This window comes from Marinobacterium marisflavi (genome assembly GCF_982447095.1).
Map to the genome: position 1 here is coordinate 1180728 of NZ_OZ457898.1, position 18085 is coordinate 1198812.

Below are 18085 nucleotides of genomic sequence, written 5' to 3' on the forward strand. Positions count from 1 at the left end.
ATGCTTACGACCGTTACCGAATTGCCAGAGTACATCAAACGATCGAAGTCTTTGCTCAACGAGTTTGAGTGCAGGCTGTCATCGACTATTTGGCAGAGCACCCCAAGTCTGGTGATTTATTGGAAGGCACCGGCGGCATTCGCAAACTTCGCTGGGGTCGCAGTAATAAGGGCAAGAGCGGCGGGGTAAGAGTAATTTACTACTACCACGATGAGCGAATACCGCTTTATCTTCTGACCATTTTTGGAAAAGGAGAGCGAGCAAACTTGAGCAAAGCCGATCGAAATGCATTAGCAGGTCTGGTTGATTTGCTGGTAGAACGAGCACTGGAGAAGAATCATGTCTGAAGCATTCAAAAGCATCGCAACGGGCCTTCAAGAGGCCATAGATCTGAACAGCGGAAAGAGTATTGCTGCGCGCACTCACCGTCCTGCTGAAGTTAACGTAGCCGAGCTGCGGCACCAGCTAGGCCTCACGCAGATGGAGTTCGCTTCAAAGTTCTGTATCAGCGTTTCTACATTGAGACATTGGGAGCGCGGCGATCGCAAGCCGCACGGTCCTGCGCTGGCTTTGCTCAATGTGGTAGCAAAGGAACCAAAAGCAGTTATGCGTGCTTTGGCCTGAGTCGTAGTCCAGAAAATACTGGGTAGTAGAAAGTTGTAAACTGGCGCTCTCGACCCCAAGCAGACCTAAGCATGTTCTTTACTTTGTGCTGCGGTTCACCAAAACTGCGTCGTTTATCTGATTCAAATCACCCAAAAGCAGACCTTTGATCTCGTAGCGAAGCAGAGATTCAAATGCTCATCAATACTTTTTCCTGATACTTACGAGGATAAGATCATGAGCGAAGAAATCCAAAATGTACCCTGGAATAAAGGTAAGCTGCTCGGGCAGAAGCGCCCCTTGAAGCTGAAAGAGATATGGGGAATCCGTATACGCCTTGAGCTCGCAGGACAGAACCGCGACCTTGCGATGTTCAACTTAGCGATAGACAGTAAGCTTAGAGGCTGTGATTTGGTCGGGCTGAGAGTGAAGGATATTAGCCACGGAAATACCATTCAGCGCAGAGCCATTGTCGTTCAAAAGAAAACTGGGCGGCCGGTGCAATTCGAAATCACTGAGGAGACGCGTAAATCTCTTCGTGTATGGATCGATGAGAAGGGGTTGGGCAGCAATGATTTCTTGTTTCCGAGCAGGATAAGTCGTGGCCGCCCAATATCTACGCGGCAGTACGCGAGAATCGTCGACAAATGGGTCGAGAGCGTCGGGCTCGATCCTTGCGATTATGGAACACATACGATGCGAAGGACTAAGCCCACTCTGATCTATCGCCGCACTCATGATCTGCGTGCGGTACAGTTGCTTCTGGGGCACTCTAAGTTGGATAGTACCGTTCGGTACTTGGGCGTAGAGCTGGATGACGCGTTAGTTTTAGCTGAGCAAACAGACGTATAAGCCAGTAGAAGGGCTGGCGATTAGCGTTGGCCCTGTTCTGTTATTCAAAAGATCAACCAAGGGTGCAGATGTTGGCCCACTTTTTAAAAAATTGAGCGAGGGGTTACTGGATAAATGGTTATGGTGTACTATGTACACTTAGCTTAAGGTAGAGCAATGTGACTAGAGCGATAGAATTTATAGAGACCAGTATCTTTACAAAGCAGATCAATGAAATCGCTTCGGATGATGAGCTAAAGGATCTCCAGAAAGAGCTAATCGCAAACCCAGACGCGGGCGATTTGATTGTTGGCACGGGTGGTCTGCGAAAGATACGAATGGCTACGGGCGTCAGGGGTAAAAGTGGTGGTGCTAGGATTATCTATTTTATCGCCACGGACGAAGTTATTTACCTTGTTCTGGCATACCCAAAATCAACGAAGGTCAGTCTCAGTGCAGCTGAGAAAGCTAGCTTGAAGGAACTGACCAAAAAGCTCAAAGGTGAGGAGCGGATATGAATGTGTTTGATGACTTAAAAGCTTCACTGGAAGAAGCTATTGAGATTAAAGAAGGCCGAAAGAGCGCCTCACGGACTACGCAATACGAGGTTGCTGATGTGAAAGCCATTCGTGCGAACCTGAATGTATCGCAGCAAGAGTTTGCGGATGCATTAGGTACCAGCCTCGATACCGTTAAAAGTTGGGAAGGGCGTCGCCGAAATCCGACGGGTTTAGCCGCTAAGGTACTAGCTACCATTCAGGATGACCCATCTGTTTACCAGCAGCTATCGATGCACTGATGTTATAAGGCTCTGCCTCCTTTAGCTTGGGCGTTTTTCTGTCATTTACATGCGTGTCGATAGGCGAGCATTAAGTCTATCCACAGTTGGGGCTGCGATACAAAGCGGACGGACGAATTTGAATCGACTGCGGCGAGTGCTGGCCCTTTCCGGACCTTCAATTTATTCAATCAAAGAGGCTTTGAATGACAAAATTTTGAGAAAGGTGGACTCCCACATTTTATGGCTGATACGTTATACATCTAGTTTGGTAAGTTACGAATTCCACTTTTGATTAGGCGATAGCTGTTCCTCATTTCTAATTCTTCATGAATCAACTAGGGGTAGTAGCCTGAAGTTCAATTCTGTTGACTCGTTGAATCTCTGTTTTAATCGCAGTTTAAAGCGCATCATCATATTTTGGTGCTTCAACTTTAAACCACAATGCATACATAGCTGGGACAAACAGCAGTGTTATAAATGTCCCCATCATAACCCCGCCAATTAATACATAGGCCAGAGGTCCCCAGAATAGGTCGAATGTAAGCGGGATAAAAGCGAAGATGGCCGCGAGTGCTGTCAGAATTAGGGGGCGAGCTCGTGAGACGGTTGCCTCGATGATCGCCTTGCCTGCTGCCAACCCTTCTTCTAAATTATCCTGTACCTGCTGAGTCAGGATCATGGTGTTACGCATCAAAATACCGCCTAGTCCGATCAAGCCTAACAGGGCGGTAAAGCCAAAGGGTTGGTCAAATATAAAGAGTGCAACAGCAGCACCAATTAACCCGAGCGGTGCAGTAAAAAACACCATGAAGGTTCCAGAGAACGATCGCATTTGTAGCATAATAAATATCAGCATTAATGCGAGCATCAGCGGTTGCAGCTTCTGGATAGACTGATCGGCTTTGCCGGATTGCTCTACTGATCCCCCCAATATCAATTCGATAGCCGGCCGGCAAATCATCTCTAATCTGCTGCATCGTATCCCAAATTGCTTTAGTGACATCAGGCGGCTGCGCCCCCTCGACATCGGCATGCACGGCTAGAAAGGGTTCGCGATTGTAGCGTTTGATAACAGGTTCTTCGTATTGAATGGTGAGTTTGCCCAACTGCCTAACCGGAATTTTCTTTCCATCCTGAGTCTTGATTTCTAACTGTTCGGGTAAGAGTATAGTGTCGCGTGAACTACGCGCGACCACTTGAACACTTCTTATATCCTGTCGTACCTCGGCAACTTCGACTCCGTTTAGTTGAAACTGAAGTTGCTGTGACACGTCGTTAGGTGTGAGTCCCATTAATAGAAGTCGCTCTAGATCCATATCAAGATGGAAGCTTGGAGCACGCTCATCCCACTCTAGGTGCGGAATTACAGTGTGTGGGTTAGATGCGATTTTATCTCTGACTTTATAGGCAATATCGCGCAATATCTGTTGATCAGGACCTACGACACGGAAGCTGACAGGCCAGACAACCGGTGGCCCGAACAGCAGGCTTGTTACACGGATTCGAGCTTCTGGAAACTCGCCGTTGGCAATTCTCTGCTTAAGTGCGGCCATGATTCTATCGCGTCCTGCTGCATCATCACCTATTGCGATAATCTTAGCGAAGGATGGATCAGGTTGCTCAGGGTTTGCTGAAATGAAGAATCGTGGAGCTCCCGCCCCGATGTAAGAGGAGAGGCTCTTAACCTCCGGTAGCTCAGATAACGCACTCTCTAATTTTTGTACTGTAGCATCCGTTGTTTTAATTGAACTGCCTTGAGGTAGATAGACTGAAACCAATACCTCGGGTCGGTCAGAACTTGGGAAGAACTGTTTATCAACAAGTATCGCCATCACAGCTGCGCTCATAACAAGCGCTGCAACGGTAACTAGAATAACTGTCTTACGAAAGCGTACACAGTAAGTGATGATTGCCCGTAGTTTAGTGTAAATCGGGGTTTGATAGAGGCTCGCTGCATCGTGTTTCTGATAGTTAGGGAGTAACTTCACCCCGAGGTAGGGCATAAAGGTGACGGCGACGACCCAAGATATCAGCAGTGAAAATGCCAGTACCCAGAAAATGTTGCCGGCGTATTCTCCGACTCCCGATTGAGCAAAACCGATAGGGACAAAGCCAGCAGTCGTAACTAGGGTCCCAAAGAGCATAGGGGCTGCGGTAACATTCCATGCATGGCTTGCAGCACGAATTCGATCCCAGCCCTCTTCCATTTTTACGATCATCATCTCTATGGAGATAATTGCATCGTCGACTAGCAGTCCCAAGGCGATAATCAACGCACCAAGTGTGACCCTGTCGAGGTTGATATCAACCATTTTCATGATGAGGAACGTCAGACCGATAGTGATCGGTATTGCGATGCCGACAACAAGACCTGCTCGGAAGCCAATAGCGATGACAGTGACCGCCATCACCACAAGTACAGCCACTAGAAATTTTACCTGGAAAAGGTCAACAGCCTGGCTTATGGCATCCGTTTGGTTGGTGAGCACCTGTAGCGAAACACCTAAAGGAAGGTTGGAGCGCTCTTTATCGAGAAAGTTTGCGAGGCTTTCACCAAAGGCCAAGCCATTTTCACCTTTGTTCATGACCACGCCTAACAGAATCGCATCTTCGCTATTGGCCCGCACTAGATAGGTTGGCGGATCTTCATATCCACGACTCACCTCTGCGATGTCGGAGAGGCGTATCAATGCATTACCAACTCTGAGCGGTAGGTCTGCTAGCTTGTCTGGGTCGCTTAAATCAGAGTGTGTACGAAGATAGGCACGCGGCCCGTTTAGGTCCAAAGAACCCTCAGGAATGAGTGTGTTACTTGCATCGATCGCTGCAAAAATCTGTTCGGGCGTTACTCCTAGGTTATTTAAACGGTCCATATCGAAATCGATAAACACACGTTCAGGTCGATCACCAAGTATCATCGCCTTTTGAACGGCTGGGAGCTGTTGTAACCGATCCCTGATTGTCTCAGCTTCCCGACTAAGATCCCTCATAGGCATGCCGGGAGCTGTTAGAGCTATAAGGGAGAAGTACACATCGGAGAAATCATCGTTTACTATCGGCCCTATGACACCTGAGGGTAGGTTGTGCGCCTCATCCTGCATTCTTTTTCGTACTTGATAGAAAAGATCAGGCACAACTTCACTAGGTGAGAAATCCTCAAACTCTATCTGTAAGTCTGCTCGACCAGGTCTAACCGTGGTCTCGATCTTACTTAAGTATTCGACCTCTTGGATTCGCTTCTCCAAGCGGTCGACGACTTGATTTTGTAAAACCTCAGGTTCAGCTCCTGGCCATACAACGGAGACAACCATAACCCGCACTGTGAAAGCCGGATCTTCTGCGCGCCCCAAAGAGAAGAATGCAAAAACACCAGCCAGGACAGAAAGTATTATAAAAAACAGAGTAATTGAGCGTTCACGTACAGCAAGCGCTGAGAGGTTGGGGAAACTCATCGCGCCTGCTCCCTAACCGCCATTCCAGGTTCCAATAGATGGGTGCCAACGGCAATGACGCGACTTTCGCTGTTTAGTGGCGCGCGAATAGTCGCATACTCTAATTTCAATTCCAGTACTTCAACTGAGACTGGTTGAGCTGTATTGCCTACAACCTGCCAAATCTGAGGGCCCTGGTTGCGTTCATCAAGCGCGCCCAGGGGAACCTCGAAGGTGACATCTGATGTGTTACGGTTAAGCGCAACCTGCACAACAGTCCCTATGTTCAACGCCTCTGTCACGGCTTCTATTCTGTACCTAGCTTTCCAGCTTCTACTCTCTGGGTCTGCTGCACCAGCTACCTCACGTAGACGAAGCGGCAAATCTTGCTCTTGTAGCTTTAATACACCTGATTCTGGAGCTTGGTTGCCGTCGGATAGGAACACTTCGACCTCTAGATCACCATCTTCTACGAGGAGTGCCACAGGTTGCCCCACTCCAACAACCATTCCCGGTTCACCTGTAACCTCGGCTAATACACCGGATTTATCTGCACGTAGCTCAGCATAACTAAGCCCGTTTTGGGCTTGAGATAATACAGCTTTGGCGGAATCACGACGGCTTTCCGCGTTCTGTAGTGCGAGCTCAAATGCTTCTAGAGTTTGTCGGCTAACAAAGTTGCGTTCAATTAACTGGCGTTGACGGTCGAGCTCATTTTGAGCGATCGCGAGGGCGACCTGTGCAGTTTGAAGTTCCGCTTTGGCAACTTGCATAGTAGCCTCTAAGTCACGTTTATCGAGTTCAAAAAGCAGAGCGCCACTCGCTACCTTCTGACCAGCATCCACCTCTCGCTTGAGAATGCGCCCAGAAACCTGAAAAGAGACAGGAGTCTCATAATGCCCTCTAATGGTTCCCGATGCTCTGATTTCGTCGTGGTCGTCCGTCTTAACCGCCACCGTGCGTACCCAAGGTGCATCGGTCGTTGGCGTTTCAGTTGGAGTGGTGTCGCCACAGCCGACGAGAAGAAGGGCTAGTATAAGCGGCGGCAGAACCTTGCGCATATTTGCTATTCTCATTTGATTAATATTTACTGTACGGTATCGTACATTAAGTTATTCGGAAAATAAATTGATTACCAATAGTCGAGTCGGCCGGCCTTTAGATCACTCCAAAGATACAGCGATTCTTGATGCAGCCTGCGCTCTTATGTTCGCTAAGGGGCCAGCTAAGATGTCAATGGAAGCGATAGCTCGGCAAGCAGGTGTGTCGAAAGTAACGCTTTATAAGCGCTTCGCGGACAAAGAAACATTAATTGATGCCGTGATACAACAGCTGTCGCAAAGGATAAACGGCACGTTGACAGTGTCACCGAATGACTATAAAGATTGTCACCATGCTTTATCAGAGTTTGGATTATTGCTCCTTAATTTTATCGTCAGTCATGAGCACATGAATCTGATGAGAATGATGGCATCTATCTCCGAGGAGCATACGCAGATACTCCATAATATCTACAGTGGCGGAGTGATGGCCGCGCACCAAGCGTTAAGCGAATGGTTGACGCTGAAACACAAGGGTTTGATCAACTGCGCGGATCCCGACTTCGGAGCAGAGATGTTTCTCAGTATGATTACTGGATTAGATATCGTGCGGGCGTTTCATCGTATACCTCCGCGTAGCGTCGAAGGGGAAACCAGATTACATGTAGAGAAGGTAGTGAGCTCTTTTTTGAAGCTCTGGCAATTGGAATAGATTCTTTGGAAGTAGCGGTATATCACAGCGATATACTATCACTGTCCAGCAGATCAGAAGACCAAGCTCAGAATTGAAAATAGCCCAATTTTGGGTATACGGATTTAATGGTTGATGGGGCACCTTCACCCCATCAATCTGATACCACCCTCAGATGGTTGATAGATCGACTCCGTAGTTGAGTTCCTCTGCGAAGTCCGGCAGTCCGTAACCGATGGTTTTCTTGTAGAAAGGAGAGACCTTCGCAGTCGGTGCCTTCTTCTTGTGCTTCGTGGTGTAGAGCATTCGTGCCCGCATCACCTCGAAGGAGTAACCGCGCCCTTCACGGTTCTTGTCCTTGGCCAGTCGGTTGATGGACTCCGTGTAAGCGTTGGTGACGGGCATGTCCGTCTCGAAGTAGGTCATGGTCTCTTCGCGCCAGTTTCCCACTGCCCTGACCAGATCGCTCCAGACTTCCTTTTGGCCCTTCGGGATGGTGGCTATCCACTCGTCCAGGGCGGCTTCTGCCTGGAGCCGTGTGGTGGCGTCCCAGATGCCGTAGAAGCGCTCCTTGTGCTCGTAGGCGGCCAGCAGTTGCGGGAACGCGCCTGTCCAGGTCTCCATGATGAGGCGCTCCCGGTCTGAGACTTCGTGAGCGCGTTTCAGCAGGATTTTCCGGTCTCCCTTGAGAGTCCGGCTCTGGGACGGTTTCAGCTCCTTTCTGAGGCCCTTGCGCACTTTCTCTAGGGCATCGTTGGCCATGCGCACCACATGGAACTTATCGACCACGATACGGGCCTGGGGCAGCACAGCCTTGACCGCTGCCCGGTAGGGGTTCCACATGTCCATGCTGACGATCTCGACCTTCTGCCGGTCTTTCAGCTTCATCAGGTAGTTGGTCACCACGTCCTGGCGGCGGGTGGCCAGCAGGTCGAGCAGGGTTCGCTCCTCAATGTTGGTCAGAATGCAGCGGTAGCGCTTGTTCAGGTTTAGCTCGTCAATGCCCAGGATGCGGGGCGTCTCGAAGCGGTGCCAGCGCCCCAGGAACTCGGCGCGGGCGTTGAAGATGTCGCGCACCGTCTTCTCGTCCAGGCCGGTCTGTGCCGCCACAAAGGTGTAGGGGTGGTTGAAGGATTCCTTCTCCACGTACTCATGCAGCCGCAGTGTCATACGGAATCCGTCCACCATCTCCGGTAGCTGGGGCCTGAATGTTGTCTTGCAGGCCCGGCAGGTGTATCGGCGGCGGACCACCCAGAGAGTGACCCGCTTGCCGTGGATGGGCAGATCACGATAGGGAACGTCACGCTTGCCGAACCGTACGAGCTCACCCTGCACGCCGCATTCCTCGCAGGCGATGGGATCGGGCACGTCCACCTGGAAGTGCATTTCGTCGTCGGTTGATTTGCAGCCCAGTACTTGGTATTGCGGCAGGTGAAGGATGTTGTCGGGAAGTTCGGTCATGGTGTTGTATAGGCGTAGGTGTCAGTCAGATCCATCCGGCTCGGCATTGGTGTTTGCTTTTTTACCCAACAAGCTGCTGGAAACGAAAAGTAAGGCACCGAGGACAATTGCAATATCAGCCAGGTTGAAGGCCGGCCAATGCCAGTCTCGCCAATAGAAATCAAAGGAATCCACAACATAGCCGCGAAAGACCCGGTCAATCAGGTTGCCCATGGCGCCACCGAGGATAAGACTGTAAGCGATGGCTTCTCCTTTATGACGATTTTCAAGGATCAGCTTGATCAGAAAAATCGTGACCACTACCGCGATTCCGATAAAAAAGTAGCGCTGCCAGCCTCCACCATTCGCAAAAAGACTGAATGCGGCACCGGTGTTCCATAGGTGCACCCAGTTAAAGAACGGGGTCACCGAAACATACTCGCCATAGGCCATTGATTGCTGCACCAGCCACTTTACAGCCTGATCAGACGCTGCCAGCAGGCCCGATATGGACAATAGGGCATACGGCGAGAGCTTTTTGCCAATAATGAGCATTATTTAACCCTTCAACGCCAAAATGCGTCTGGCACCGTTAAGTACAATGCCCCCCGCGATGGTGCCGATAATCAGATCCGGATAATTGGAACCGGTCCACGCGACCAGGGCGCCGGCGGTGATGACCCCCAGGTTGATCACCACGTCGTTGGCCGAGAATATCCAGCTTGCCTTCATGTGCGCCCCGCCTTCCCGATGTTTGGATATGAGCAGCAGACAACTGGTATTGGCAATCAATGCGACGAATGCGATAGCCATCATCACCAGCGATTCAGGCTCACTACCGAATACAAAGCGTCTCACCACCTCTACGAGCACGCCCACAGCCAAGATCAGTTGCAGTACACCAGCAAGATGCGCGGCACGTACCTGCATTTTCACGCTATGTCCAACCGCATAAAGGGCAAGCCCGTACACCGCCGCATCGGCAAAATTGTCCAGGGATTCTCCAATCAGGCCGGTGGACCGGGCGATCAGACCGGCAGTCATTTCCACCACGAACAGAAGTGCATTGATGCCGAGCAACCAGCGCAGGGTCCCGGATTCTTGCTTAGCAGAAGCTGCCGAAAACTCGGCGGCCTTGATGGTCTCCGGATTTGCAGCGACGGTTTCCTGAAGCGAGGCGCCTAGCCCCAAGGTCTTCAGTTTCGAGGTGACGGGCTCGACCTCGCCGTCATGCACGACCTTCAGCCGGCGGTTCGACAAGTCGAAGGACAGCGCCCGAATCTCCTCAAAGCCGTTCAGGGCTAGGCGAATCATTCGTTCTTCTGATGGACAGTCCATCTTCGGCACGGCATAAACACTGACCCATCTCCCTGGCGCCTCGGAGGAGGCCTGTATATCGGTATCCGCTGCGGACGTTGCATCACCGCCACAGGCGCCACCACAGGATTTGCTCATGATACGACTCCACTTGAACAATGTTGTGGTACCATTTAAAACTATAAAGCTACTATAAGGTCAATAGAGTAAAGAATCCGTTGGGGAGGAGACTGATGCGCATTGGTCAGTTGGCGCAGTTGGTAGGGGTCGAAACACAGACGATCCGCTTCTATGAACAGCAGGGCTTGTTGCCGCCGCCTGATCGGCAGGACAACGGTTACCGTGTCTATACCGAGAAGCATGGTGAGGGGCTGGCCTTCATCCGTCGCTGCAGAATCCTGGGCCTGTCACTGGCTGAGATTCACGAACTACAGAGCTATCAGGACGACCCTCATCAGCCTTGTACCGCCGTCAACACCTTGCTCGATGATCACATCTCTCATGTGCGGTCGCAGATAACCGCTCTGCAAGCGCTTGAGAAACAACTCGTTTCACTGAGAGCGAGTTGCAACGATGACCGGGAAGTTGAGGCGTGTGGGGTTCTTGCTGGAATTAGCGAAGGAAACATGCACCAGCAGTAGGTGAAGCATCAACCAGATAATCCGATGAGATGCCGGTCTGTCTCACTCTCATGCAAAGGTAAGATCAACCATTTAATCCGCTTACCCTAAATTTTAATGGGAACTTATTGTGCTCGAATCCACACTTCCACCCCGGCGTCGCTACACGCCAGAAATGAAGCTTGAGATAGTCCAGGAAGCTATTCCGGGAACTTTGCCCTTCCGCTTGACAAGCGTCATGTCCGCTTCAGGGAAAATACCTTCGATCTTTACATTGGATTAACGTCAGGAATGTGCGCTTTGCAGCTCTGAAAAAATTGGAAGCGAATGTCCGAAATTTCGCAGTCGTTCACAAAGTTATTGGAATCACTTGTTCACGCGGCTCTAGAGAGAAAAGCACAACCTTCAATTTCCTCCAGCTAAATACTAATCCCGATACTTGTAGTCAATTGTTCCTCTACGTTCGTTAGTTCGGCTAACGTCTGCTTCTGGGAATTCTATTCAGCAGCCTTTGGGTCGCTGTTTACACTTTGTAGCTCTTCATCGTTTTGAGGCTAGGGTCTGGAAGGTGCCGAAAGCAGTCGCGCAATACGCTTCGCGCGTAGCTCTCGTGCACTGTAAGAGGTAAAACAAAGGGAGCCGCCGGCTCCCTTTGTCGTTTCGATGGATTAGATCCCACCCATGCAGAGATACTTGATCTCTAGGTAGTCATCTAGGCCGTACTTGCTGCCTTCGCGCCCCTGGCCGCTCTGTTTGATACCGCCGAAGGGTGCCATTTCGCTGGATATAATTCCTTCGTTGATACCAACAATGCCGACTTCCAGCGCTTCAGCGACGCGCCATACACGGCCGATATCGCGGCTGTAGAAGTAGGCTGCCAGGCCAAACTCGGTGTCGTTAGCTAGTGCGACTGCCTGCTCTTCGGTCTCGAACTTGTAGATCGGTGCGACGGGGCCGAAGGTCTCTTCGTAGGTCACGCACATATCTGTTGTGACGTCCGCCAGAATGGTTGGCTCGTAGAAGGTGTGGCCGAGTGCGTGTGGCTTACCACCCAGAATAACGCGAGCACCTTTTTCTACCGCATCTTTCACGTGGCGCTCAACCTTCTCAACGGCAGCTGCGTTAATCAGCGGGCCCTGCACGGCGTCGGCAACTTCCAAACCGTTGCCCACTTTGAACTGGGATACGCGCGCCGCGAGTTTCTCCAGGAAGGCTTCGTAGACACCAGCCTGAACGATAATACGGTTAGCACAGACACAAGTCTGCCCGGTGTTGCGGTACTTCGATGCGATCACTCCGTCGATAGCTGCGTCGATATCGGCATCGTCAAACACGACGAATGGTGCGTTCCCGCCTAGCTCCATGCTCACCTTTTTAACGCTATCGGCAGCCTGTTTCATCAGAATTTTGCCAACAGCTGTTGAGCCGGTGAAGGAGATCTTACGAACTTTGTCCGAACCGGTTAGTGCACCGCCAACGTCCGCTGCATTGGCACGCGAACTGGTAACGATGTTGATCAGGCCCGCAGGAATACCGGCACGTTCTGCCAGCTCGGCCAGCGCCAGAGAGGAGAGTGGAGTGTCCTCAGCAGGTTTGGCGACAACTGGGCAGCCGGCAGCCAGTGCTGGCGCGATTTTGCGCGCGATCATGGCATTGGGGAAGTTCCAAGGTGTAATCGCACCGACAACACCAACAGGCTGTTTGATAACGACTAAACGTTTGTCACCCGTCGCAGCGGGAATGGTGTCGCCGTAGATGCGTTTGGCCTCTTCCGCGAACCACTCGATGTAGCTTGCGCCATAAGCAACTTCGCCACGCGCTTCCGCCAAAGGCTTGCCTTGTTCGGCTGTCATCAGACGCGCCAGATCCTCTTGCGCAGCCATAACCAGGTCAAACCAACGGCGCAGCAGCGCAGCCTTCTGTTTGCAGGGAGTCTCACGCCAAGCCGCCCAGGCGGCATCAGCTGCATCAATCGCTCTCTGCGTATCTACCGCATCCATATCAGGGACTTCAGCCAGTAATTCACCGGTAGCTGGATTAGTGACAGCGAAGGTCGCTCCAGTGTGCGAGCCAACCCACTGGCCATTGATGTAGGCCAGATTTTTTAACAGTGCAGAATCGTTTAACTCAAATGACATGGGGTTCAGTTTCCTACTAAAACTACTTAAATAGCGGGTGGATGTTGTTTTTGTTGAACTTCAACACCGGCTCTAATTCGGACATCTCGAACGATATCATTACGTAATTGTTATCGGTAATCGGTCGCATCCACTCTGTGAAAATTTCGAATACACGCTTGGCCACGGTTTCGCGCAGCTCAAAGGGGCGTCCTGCACCTATTTTTAGGGTCAGGTTGATGTAGGCGAACTCCTCGCGACCATCGGCTACACGGTAGTCATCACAGCGAATAGCGCGGCTGCGAGCACCGCCAATAGGGAACTCGCCCGTTGATACAACATAGTCGTGCAGGTCTTTAAATAGCGTCTGAAAATCGAGGCGATCGTGTAGATTGGCAGAGTAGTCGACAACAAAGTGCGGCATGGGATGGCTATCCAAATAAAAGTTAATATATGAACAAATATTAGTTTACATGTTAATGAATCTTCTGCAAACTAATTCACAATCAAGTAGCCGTATTCTAGAGGAGTCCAGTCGTGCTGACCAAAGAACAACAGATTGAAGCAGCTAACCGCCTGCACAAAGCCGAAGTAGAACGCAAACAGATTCCTGCGTTGACGCTCGACTACCCCGATATGGACATGAGTGACGCCTACGCTATCCAGAAGACCTGGGTTAATCAGAAGCTTGCATCGGGTCGCAAAGTCATTGGCTACAAAGTGGGTCTGACTTCACGCGCGATGCAGATGGCCGTGAATATCGATGAGCCCGATTACGGTGTGCTGCTTGATGACATGCTGTTTGAAGATGGTGACACACTCAAAGCCGCAGATTTCCTCGATCCACGTATCGAAGTTGAACTGGCGTTTGTACTGAAGAAGCCACTCTTTGGTGAAAATGTCTCGATCACTGACGTCTACAACGCGACAGACTATGTTATCCCATCCCTCGAATTGATCGCGGCACGCTGTATGCGTACCGATCCAGAAACCGGCTACACCCGCAAGGTGTATGACACCATCTCTGACAATGCGGCTAATGCCGGCATTATCTTGGGTGGTCGCCCAATCAAACCGACAGAGATGGATCTGCGTTGGGCGGGCGCCATGCTCTACCTCAACGGCAAGATTGAAGAGACGGGTCTGGCCGGTGGTGTGCTTGGCCATCCAGCAAAAGGTATCTCTTGGGTCTGCAAACGTTTTGCTCCGCACGGTGTTGGCCTGGAACCAGGTCAGGTCATTCTGGCGGGCTCATTTACGCGCCCAGTACCGGTAAAGGCTGGCGATACCATCCATGCAGACTTCGGCCCACTGGGCGGAATCGGCTTGAGCTTCGAGTAAGGGGTAGGGCATGGAACTGCAGAAGAACAAGTTCGTCCAAAAGCTCAATGAAAAGCCTGTCGCTTACGGCTGCTGGCTAGGTCTGCCAGATAACACCTGTGCCGAAATTATGGCCGGCGCTGGTTTTGATTGGTTGCTGATTGATAACGAGCACGCACCCTATGACCTGCGCACGACAATGTCACATCTGCAGGTGATGGCTGCATACGATGTGGCGCCGATAGTTCGTCCGGTGGTGGGTGACACTGCGCTGATTAAACAGCTCCTCGATATTGGTGCACAGACGCTGCTGGTGCCAATGGTGGATACCGCCGAACAGGCGCGCGAACTGGTGCGTGCTACGCGCTACCCGCCGCAAGGTATTCGTGGACTTGGTGCGTCGCTGGCTCGCGGAGCGCAGTGGAACCGCACACCGGGTTACCTGCACAAAGCGAACGATGAGATCTGTCTGATTGTGCAGGCTGAAACAGTGACTGCGATTGAGAATCTTGACGAGATCATTGCAGTTGAGGGTGTGGATGGCGTCTTTATTGGCCCATCGGATCTCTCCGCCTCTATGGGGCATGTTGGCAACGCTGGCCACCCCGATGTTGTGAACACCATCAAAGAGGGTCTTAAGAAGATCAAAGCAGCCGGAAAGTTTGGCGGGCTACTGAACATGGATCCTTCACTGACGCAAGCCTACATCGATGCGGGTGCAACCTTTGTGGGTGTCGGCGTCGATACCTCCATGTTGGCTCAGGCAAGCAAAGCCCTAGCAGACAAGTACTGCAACCCAGAGTCTGCCGCCAACGCACCCGCCAAGCCTTCGGCTGGTTATTAAGAATTCACTGATTTATTGGGAAGATAGAAGATGTCTCAACCCCTTTTGGTAAAGAGCAAACTAATCTGTGTAGCACTCAATGATGCTGCGCAGCTAAAACAGCTCGACGCAACCTTTAATGAGAAGCCTTATGGTAAACCACCGACTGAACCGGTGCTCTACTACAAGCCGCGCAACACCTGGGCTGCAGATGGCGCTACCGTAGAGTGGGCGGTCGATTTTGATGGCAACTCGGTGGACTCGATGGTCGTTGGAGCAAGCCTCGGTGTTGTTATTGGTATGGAGGCCTGTCGTGTCACTGAAGTTGAGGCGCTGGATGCTGTCGCGGGCTACACAATCGTTGGTGACTACTCGCTACCCGAGCAGACTTATTTCCGTCCCGATATCAAAGGCAAATGCTTAGATGGCAGTGCGCCAGTGGGGCCAGTAGTAGCGGAGGTTGCTACACCAAACGCGGTTGAGGTGATCATCAGCGTAAACGGTGCTGAGCAGAGCCGCTTCAGCTACGCCAATCTTGAGCGCAGTGTAGAAACCCTGATCTCTAAGCTCTCTTACATCATGACCCTACAGCCCGGTGAAGTGATTGCTGTCGGTTTTGCCGGTGAGCGTACTCCGGTTTCACCGGGTGACAAGGTCGAGCTGTCGATTGATGGTATCGGAACGTTGACGAGCACACTGGGAGCAAAAGGCTAATGAAACACGCGCGTATACTCCTTGATGGCCAGGAGCTCGAGATCTCTGTTGATGCACAGGGCAACGTCACTGATGCAGCGGGACAGACACTCGCTATTGATCTAAATTCGGACGCGATCACCTGGCTGCCGCCGGTGAAAGAGCCGGGCACTATCTTTGCGCTGGGCATTAACTACGCCGATCATGCGACTGAGTTGGCGTTTGAACCCCCTAAAGAGCCGCTGATCTTTATTAAGCATGCCAACTGTCTGACCGGTCACAAGCAGGTGAGCTACCGTCCAGACAATATCGACTACCAGCACTATGAGTGTGAGCTGGTTGCTGTGATTGGTAAAAGCGGCAAGAACATCAAAGCCGAGGATGCGCTGGACTACGTTGCGGGTTACACCGTTTGTAACGACTTCGCCATCCGCGACTACCTCGAGAACTACTACCGTCCTAACCTGCGCGTAAAGAGCCGCGACTCGCTGCTGCCAATGGGGCCATGGCTGGTGGACACCGCCGATATCGCCAACGCTAATGGGCTGCGCCTGACGACACGCGTCAACGGCAAGTTGACCCAAGAGGGCAGCACCAAGGACATGATCTTTAATGTGCCGTTTGTGATCGAGTATCTCTCTAAGGTCATGACACTCAACCCTGGCGATATGATCTGCACCGGCACGCCACATGGCATTGTCGATTGTCAGCCGGGCGATGTGATTGTGTGTGAAATTGAAGATGTTTGTGCGCTAGAGACCCGCATGGTCAGCGAACAGGAATATTACGGCGACAAGTACTGAGCCCAGAGAGCCGTACCTCAGCTAAGGAGTTGAATATGAGCGATACACTACAGACTAACCTTGAGCGTGCTACCGGCTATTTGGAGCGCTTCAAAGCAAACCCAATTGGCCACTTTATCAATGGTCAGTTTACGCTGGGTCAAGATGGCACAGCCTATGACAACCTGACGCCGACAGACAACACCAGCCTGGGTCAGGTGATTGCTGGTTCAGTGGCCGATGTTGATGCTGCCTGTGAAGCTGCCGAGAGCGCCGCTGAAGCCTGGGCGGATATGCCCGGAGCACAGCGTCGTGCTCTACTGCACAAATTTGCTGATGAACTGGAGCGCCGTGCAGACGAGATCGCCTTAGTAGAGTCGATGGACTGTGGTCAGCCAATTCGCTTTATGAAGCAGGCGGCTGTGCGCGGCGCGGCTAACTTCCGCTTCTTTGCCGATAAAGCAGCTGAAGCGCAGAACGGGTTGGCGCTGCATCAGGCGGAGCACACTAACTACACCATCCGAGAGCCGATTGGTCCTGTGGGCATCATCACGCCTTGGAATACGCCGTTTATGCTCTCGACCTGGAAGATTGCTCCAGCGCTGGCAGCAGGCTGTACAGTGGTGCACAAACCGGCAGAACTGACACCGCTGAGTGCTTACATTCTGGCTGAGATTGCCGAGAAGGTTCTCCCTGCAGGTGTATGGAATATGGTGAACGGCTTCGGTGAGAGCGTTGGTAAGCGTCTGACTGAGCACCCCGCGATCAAAGCGGTCGCACTGGTGGGTGAGTCCGCCACTGGTTCACACATCATGCGCCAGGGTGCAGCAACGCTTAAGCGCATGCACTTTGAGCTCGGTGGTAAAAACCCAGTTATCGTATTTGATGATGCGGACTTCGAGCGCGCACTGGATGCTGTTGTCTTCATGCTTTATAGCCTGAATGGTCAGCGTTGTACCTCTTCAAGCCGTCTGCTGATTCAGAACGGAATCAAAGAGAAGTTCATTGCCGCGCTGGAAGCGCGCGTGGCTAATCTGCGCGTGGGTCACTCACTGGATCCAAACACCGAAGTGGGCCCACTGGTTGCTACCGAACACTTCAATAAGGTGATCAGCTACTTCGATATCGCTAAAGAGGATGGCGCTAAGACAGCTGTAGGCGGCTACCGCATCACTGAGCCGACCGGCGAATACTCTGCTGATGGTAACTATGTCTGCCCAACGCTCTTCACTGAGGCAAGTAACTCTATGCGTATAGCGCAGGAGGAGATCTTTGGCCCCGTACTGACTGCTATTGGCTTCGAGAATGAAGAGGAGGCGATCGCAATCGCCAACGACACCATCTACGGTCTGGCAGGCTACATCTGGACGGAGAACACCGGCCGTGCGATGCGCATGGGGCGCAAGGTTAAGGCGGGTATGCTCTGGGTTAACTCCGAGAACAACCGCAACCTGCCATCGCCATTTGGCGGCATGAAGATGTCGGGCATTGGTCGCGACGGTGGTGACTGGAGCTTCGACTTCTACATGGAGACCAAGAACGTCTGTGTCGCCCACGGCACACACCGCGTTCCGACTCTCGGTAAGTAAAAGGTAA

Annotated in this window: 20 protein-coding genes; 12 read left to right on the forward strand and 8 right to left on the reverse strand. The window is 51.7% G+C overall.

Going from position 1 to position 18085, the window contains the following annotated elements; translation table 11 throughout:
* Nucleotides 1–68 precede the first annotated feature (68 nt).
* From AC1WNR_RS05830 to nadS, 5 genes are all read left to right on the forward strand, one after another.
* Nucleotides 69–347, forward strand: a complete 279-nt coding sequence (locus tag AC1WNR_RS05830; RefSeq protein WP_481643587.1) for a type II toxin-antitoxin system RelE/ParE family toxin — start codon at nt 69–71, stop codon at nt 345–347.
* Entirely contained in the window at nt 340–624 is a 285-nt protein-coding gene (locus AC1WNR_RS05835; protein ID WP_481643588.1) for a helix-turn-helix domain-containing protein, read from the forward strand. The genes AC1WNR_RS05830 and AC1WNR_RS05835 overlap by 8 nt, the downstream gene beginning before the upstream one ends.
* Nucleotides 625–840: 216 nt before the next feature.
* Nucleotides 841–1455, forward strand: a complete 615-nt coding sequence (locus tag AC1WNR_RS05840; protein ID WP_481643589.1) for a tyrosine-type recombinase/integrase — start codon at nt 841–843, stop codon at nt 1453–1455.
* A 158-nt stretch (nt 1456–1613) separates the two neighbouring features.
* Complete coding sequence (locus tag AC1WNR_RS05845; RefSeq protein ID WP_481643590.1) at nt 1614–1952, forward strand: type II toxin-antitoxin system RelE/ParE family toxin; 339 nt, start codon at nt 1614–1616, stop codon at nt 1950–1952.
* Nucleotides 1949–2233, forward strand: a complete 285-nt coding sequence (gene nadS, locus AC1WNR_RS05850) for a NadS family protein (RefSeq protein WP_173508223.1) — start codon at nt 1949–1951, stop codon at nt 2231–2233. Before AC1WNR_RS05845 ends, nadS begins: the two co-directional genes overlap by 4 nt.
* A 379-nt stretch (nt 2234–2612) precedes the next feature.
* Here nadS and AC1WNR_RS05855 read toward each other — a convergent pair whose 3' ends face one another.
* The 3 genes from AC1WNR_RS05855 to AC1WNR_RS05865 are packed head-to-tail and all read right to left on the reverse strand — an operon-like array spanning nt 2613 to nt 6707.
* Nucleotides 2613–3071 (reverse strand): efflux RND transporter permease subunit, encoded by a 459-nt coding sequence (locus tag AC1WNR_RS05855; RefSeq protein ID WP_481643591.1) that lies wholly within the window; start codon nt 3069–3071, stop codon nt 2613–2615.
* Nucleotides 2962–5667, reverse strand: a complete 2706-nt coding sequence (locus AC1WNR_RS05860) for an efflux RND transporter permease subunit (protein ID WP_481643592.1) — start codon at nt 5665–5667, stop codon at nt 2962–2964. The genes AC1WNR_RS05855 and AC1WNR_RS05860 overlap by 110 nt, the downstream gene beginning before the upstream one ends.
* Nucleotides 5664–6707, reverse strand: coding sequence for an efflux RND transporter periplasmic adaptor subunit (locus AC1WNR_RS05865; protein ID WP_173480188.1), 1044 nt, complete (start codon nt 6705–6707; stop codon nt 5664–5666). Before AC1WNR_RS05865 ends, AC1WNR_RS05860 begins: the two co-directional genes overlap by 4 nt.
* Nucleotides 6708–6774: 67 nt before the next feature.
* Between AC1WNR_RS05865 and AC1WNR_RS05870 the strand changes: the two genes are divergently transcribed.
* A complete protein-coding gene (locus AC1WNR_RS05870) occupies nt 6775–7398 on the forward strand; it encodes a TetR/AcrR family transcriptional regulator (protein WP_481643593.1) in 624 nt (207 codons plus the stop codon).
* Nucleotides 7399–7548: 150 nt separating this feature from the next.
* Here AC1WNR_RS05870 and AC1WNR_RS05875 read toward each other — a convergent pair whose 3' ends face one another.
* Genes AC1WNR_RS05875 through AC1WNR_RS05885 form a run of 3 tightly spaced genes read right to left on the reverse strand, consistent with a single transcriptional unit; the run spans nt 7549 to nt 10272 of the window.
* Complete coding sequence (locus AC1WNR_RS05875) at nt 7549–8838, reverse strand: ISL3-like element ISPpu12 family transposase (RefSeq protein WP_481643594.1); 1290 nt, start codon at nt 8836–8838, stop codon at nt 7549–7551.
* 21 nt (nt 8839–8859) lie between these two features.
* Nucleotides 8860–9372, reverse strand: a complete 513-nt coding sequence (gene lspA / locus AC1WNR_RS05880; protein ID WP_173480186.1) for a signal peptidase II — start codon at nt 9370–9372, stop codon at nt 8860–8862.
* 3 nt (nt 9373–9375) lie between these two features.
* Entirely contained in the window at nt 9376–10272 is an 897-nt protein-coding gene (locus tag AC1WNR_RS05885; RefSeq protein ID WP_004364974.1) for a cation efflux transmembrane domain-containing protein, read from the reverse strand.
* Nucleotides 10273–10367: 95 nt separating this feature from the next.
* Between AC1WNR_RS05885 and cadR the strand changes: the two genes are divergently transcribed.
* Nucleotides 10368–10775 (forward strand): Cd(II)/Pb(II)-responsive transcriptional regulator, encoded by a 408-nt coding sequence (gene cadR / locus AC1WNR_RS05890; RefSeq protein WP_007148576.1) that lies wholly within the window; start codon nt 10368–10370, stop codon nt 10773–10775.
* Nucleotides 10776–11422: 647 nt separating this feature from the next.
* On the opposite strand, the gene AC1WNR_RS05895 is transcribed toward cadR, so the two are convergent.
* The gene (locus tag AC1WNR_RS05895; RefSeq protein ID WP_481643595.1) at nt 11423–12892 is read right to left on the reverse strand and encodes an NAD-dependent succinate-semialdehyde dehydrogenase; all 1470 of its coding nucleotides are present in this window, start codon (nt 12890–12892) and stop codon (nt 11423–11425) included.
* A 22-nt stretch (nt 12893–12914) separates the two neighbouring features.
* Nucleotides 12915–13295 (reverse strand): 5-carboxymethyl-2-hydroxymuconate isomerase, encoded by a 381-nt coding sequence (locus tag AC1WNR_RS05900; protein ID WP_481643596.1) that lies wholly within the window; start codon nt 13293–13295, stop codon nt 12915–12917.
* A gap of 113 nt (nt 13296–13408) precedes the next feature.
* On the opposite strand from AC1WNR_RS05900, the gene hpaH reads away from it, so the two are divergent.
* The 5 genes from hpaH to hpaE are packed head-to-tail and all read left to right on the forward strand — an operon-like array spanning nt 13409 to nt 18078.
* On the forward strand, nt 13409–14212 hold the full coding sequence (gene hpaH / locus AC1WNR_RS05905; RefSeq protein ID WP_481643597.1) for a 2-oxo-hept-4-ene-1,7-dioate hydratase: 804 nt from the start codon (nt 13409–13411) through the stop codon (nt 14210–14212).
* A 10-nt stretch (nt 14213–14222) separates the two neighbouring features.
* The gene (hpaI, locus tag AC1WNR_RS05910) at nt 14223–15035 is read left to right on the forward strand and encodes a 4-hydroxy-2-oxoheptanedioate aldolase (RefSeq protein ID WP_481643598.1); all 813 of its coding nucleotides are present in this window, start codon (nt 14223–14225) and stop codon (nt 15033–15035) included.
* Between the two features lie 30 nt (nt 15036–15065).
* Nucleotides 15066–15728, forward strand: coding sequence for a fumarylacetoacetate hydrolase family protein (locus tag AC1WNR_RS05915; protein WP_481643599.1), 663 nt, complete (start codon nt 15066–15068; stop codon nt 15726–15728).
* The gene (locus tag AC1WNR_RS05920; RefSeq protein ID WP_481643600.1) at nt 15728–16510 is read left to right on the forward strand and encodes a fumarylacetoacetate hydrolase family protein; all 783 of its coding nucleotides are present in this window, start codon (nt 15728–15730) and stop codon (nt 16508–16510) included. Before AC1WNR_RS05915 ends, AC1WNR_RS05920 begins: the two co-directional genes overlap by 1 nt.
* A 35-nt stretch (nt 16511–16545) precedes the next feature.
* On the forward strand, nt 16546–18078 hold the full coding sequence (hpaE, locus tag AC1WNR_RS05925) for a 5-carboxymethyl-2-hydroxymuconate semialdehyde dehydrogenase (RefSeq protein WP_481643601.1): 1533 nt from the start codon (nt 16546–16548) through the stop codon (nt 18076–18078).
* The last annotated feature ends 7 nt before the right edge of the window (nt 18079–18085 follow it).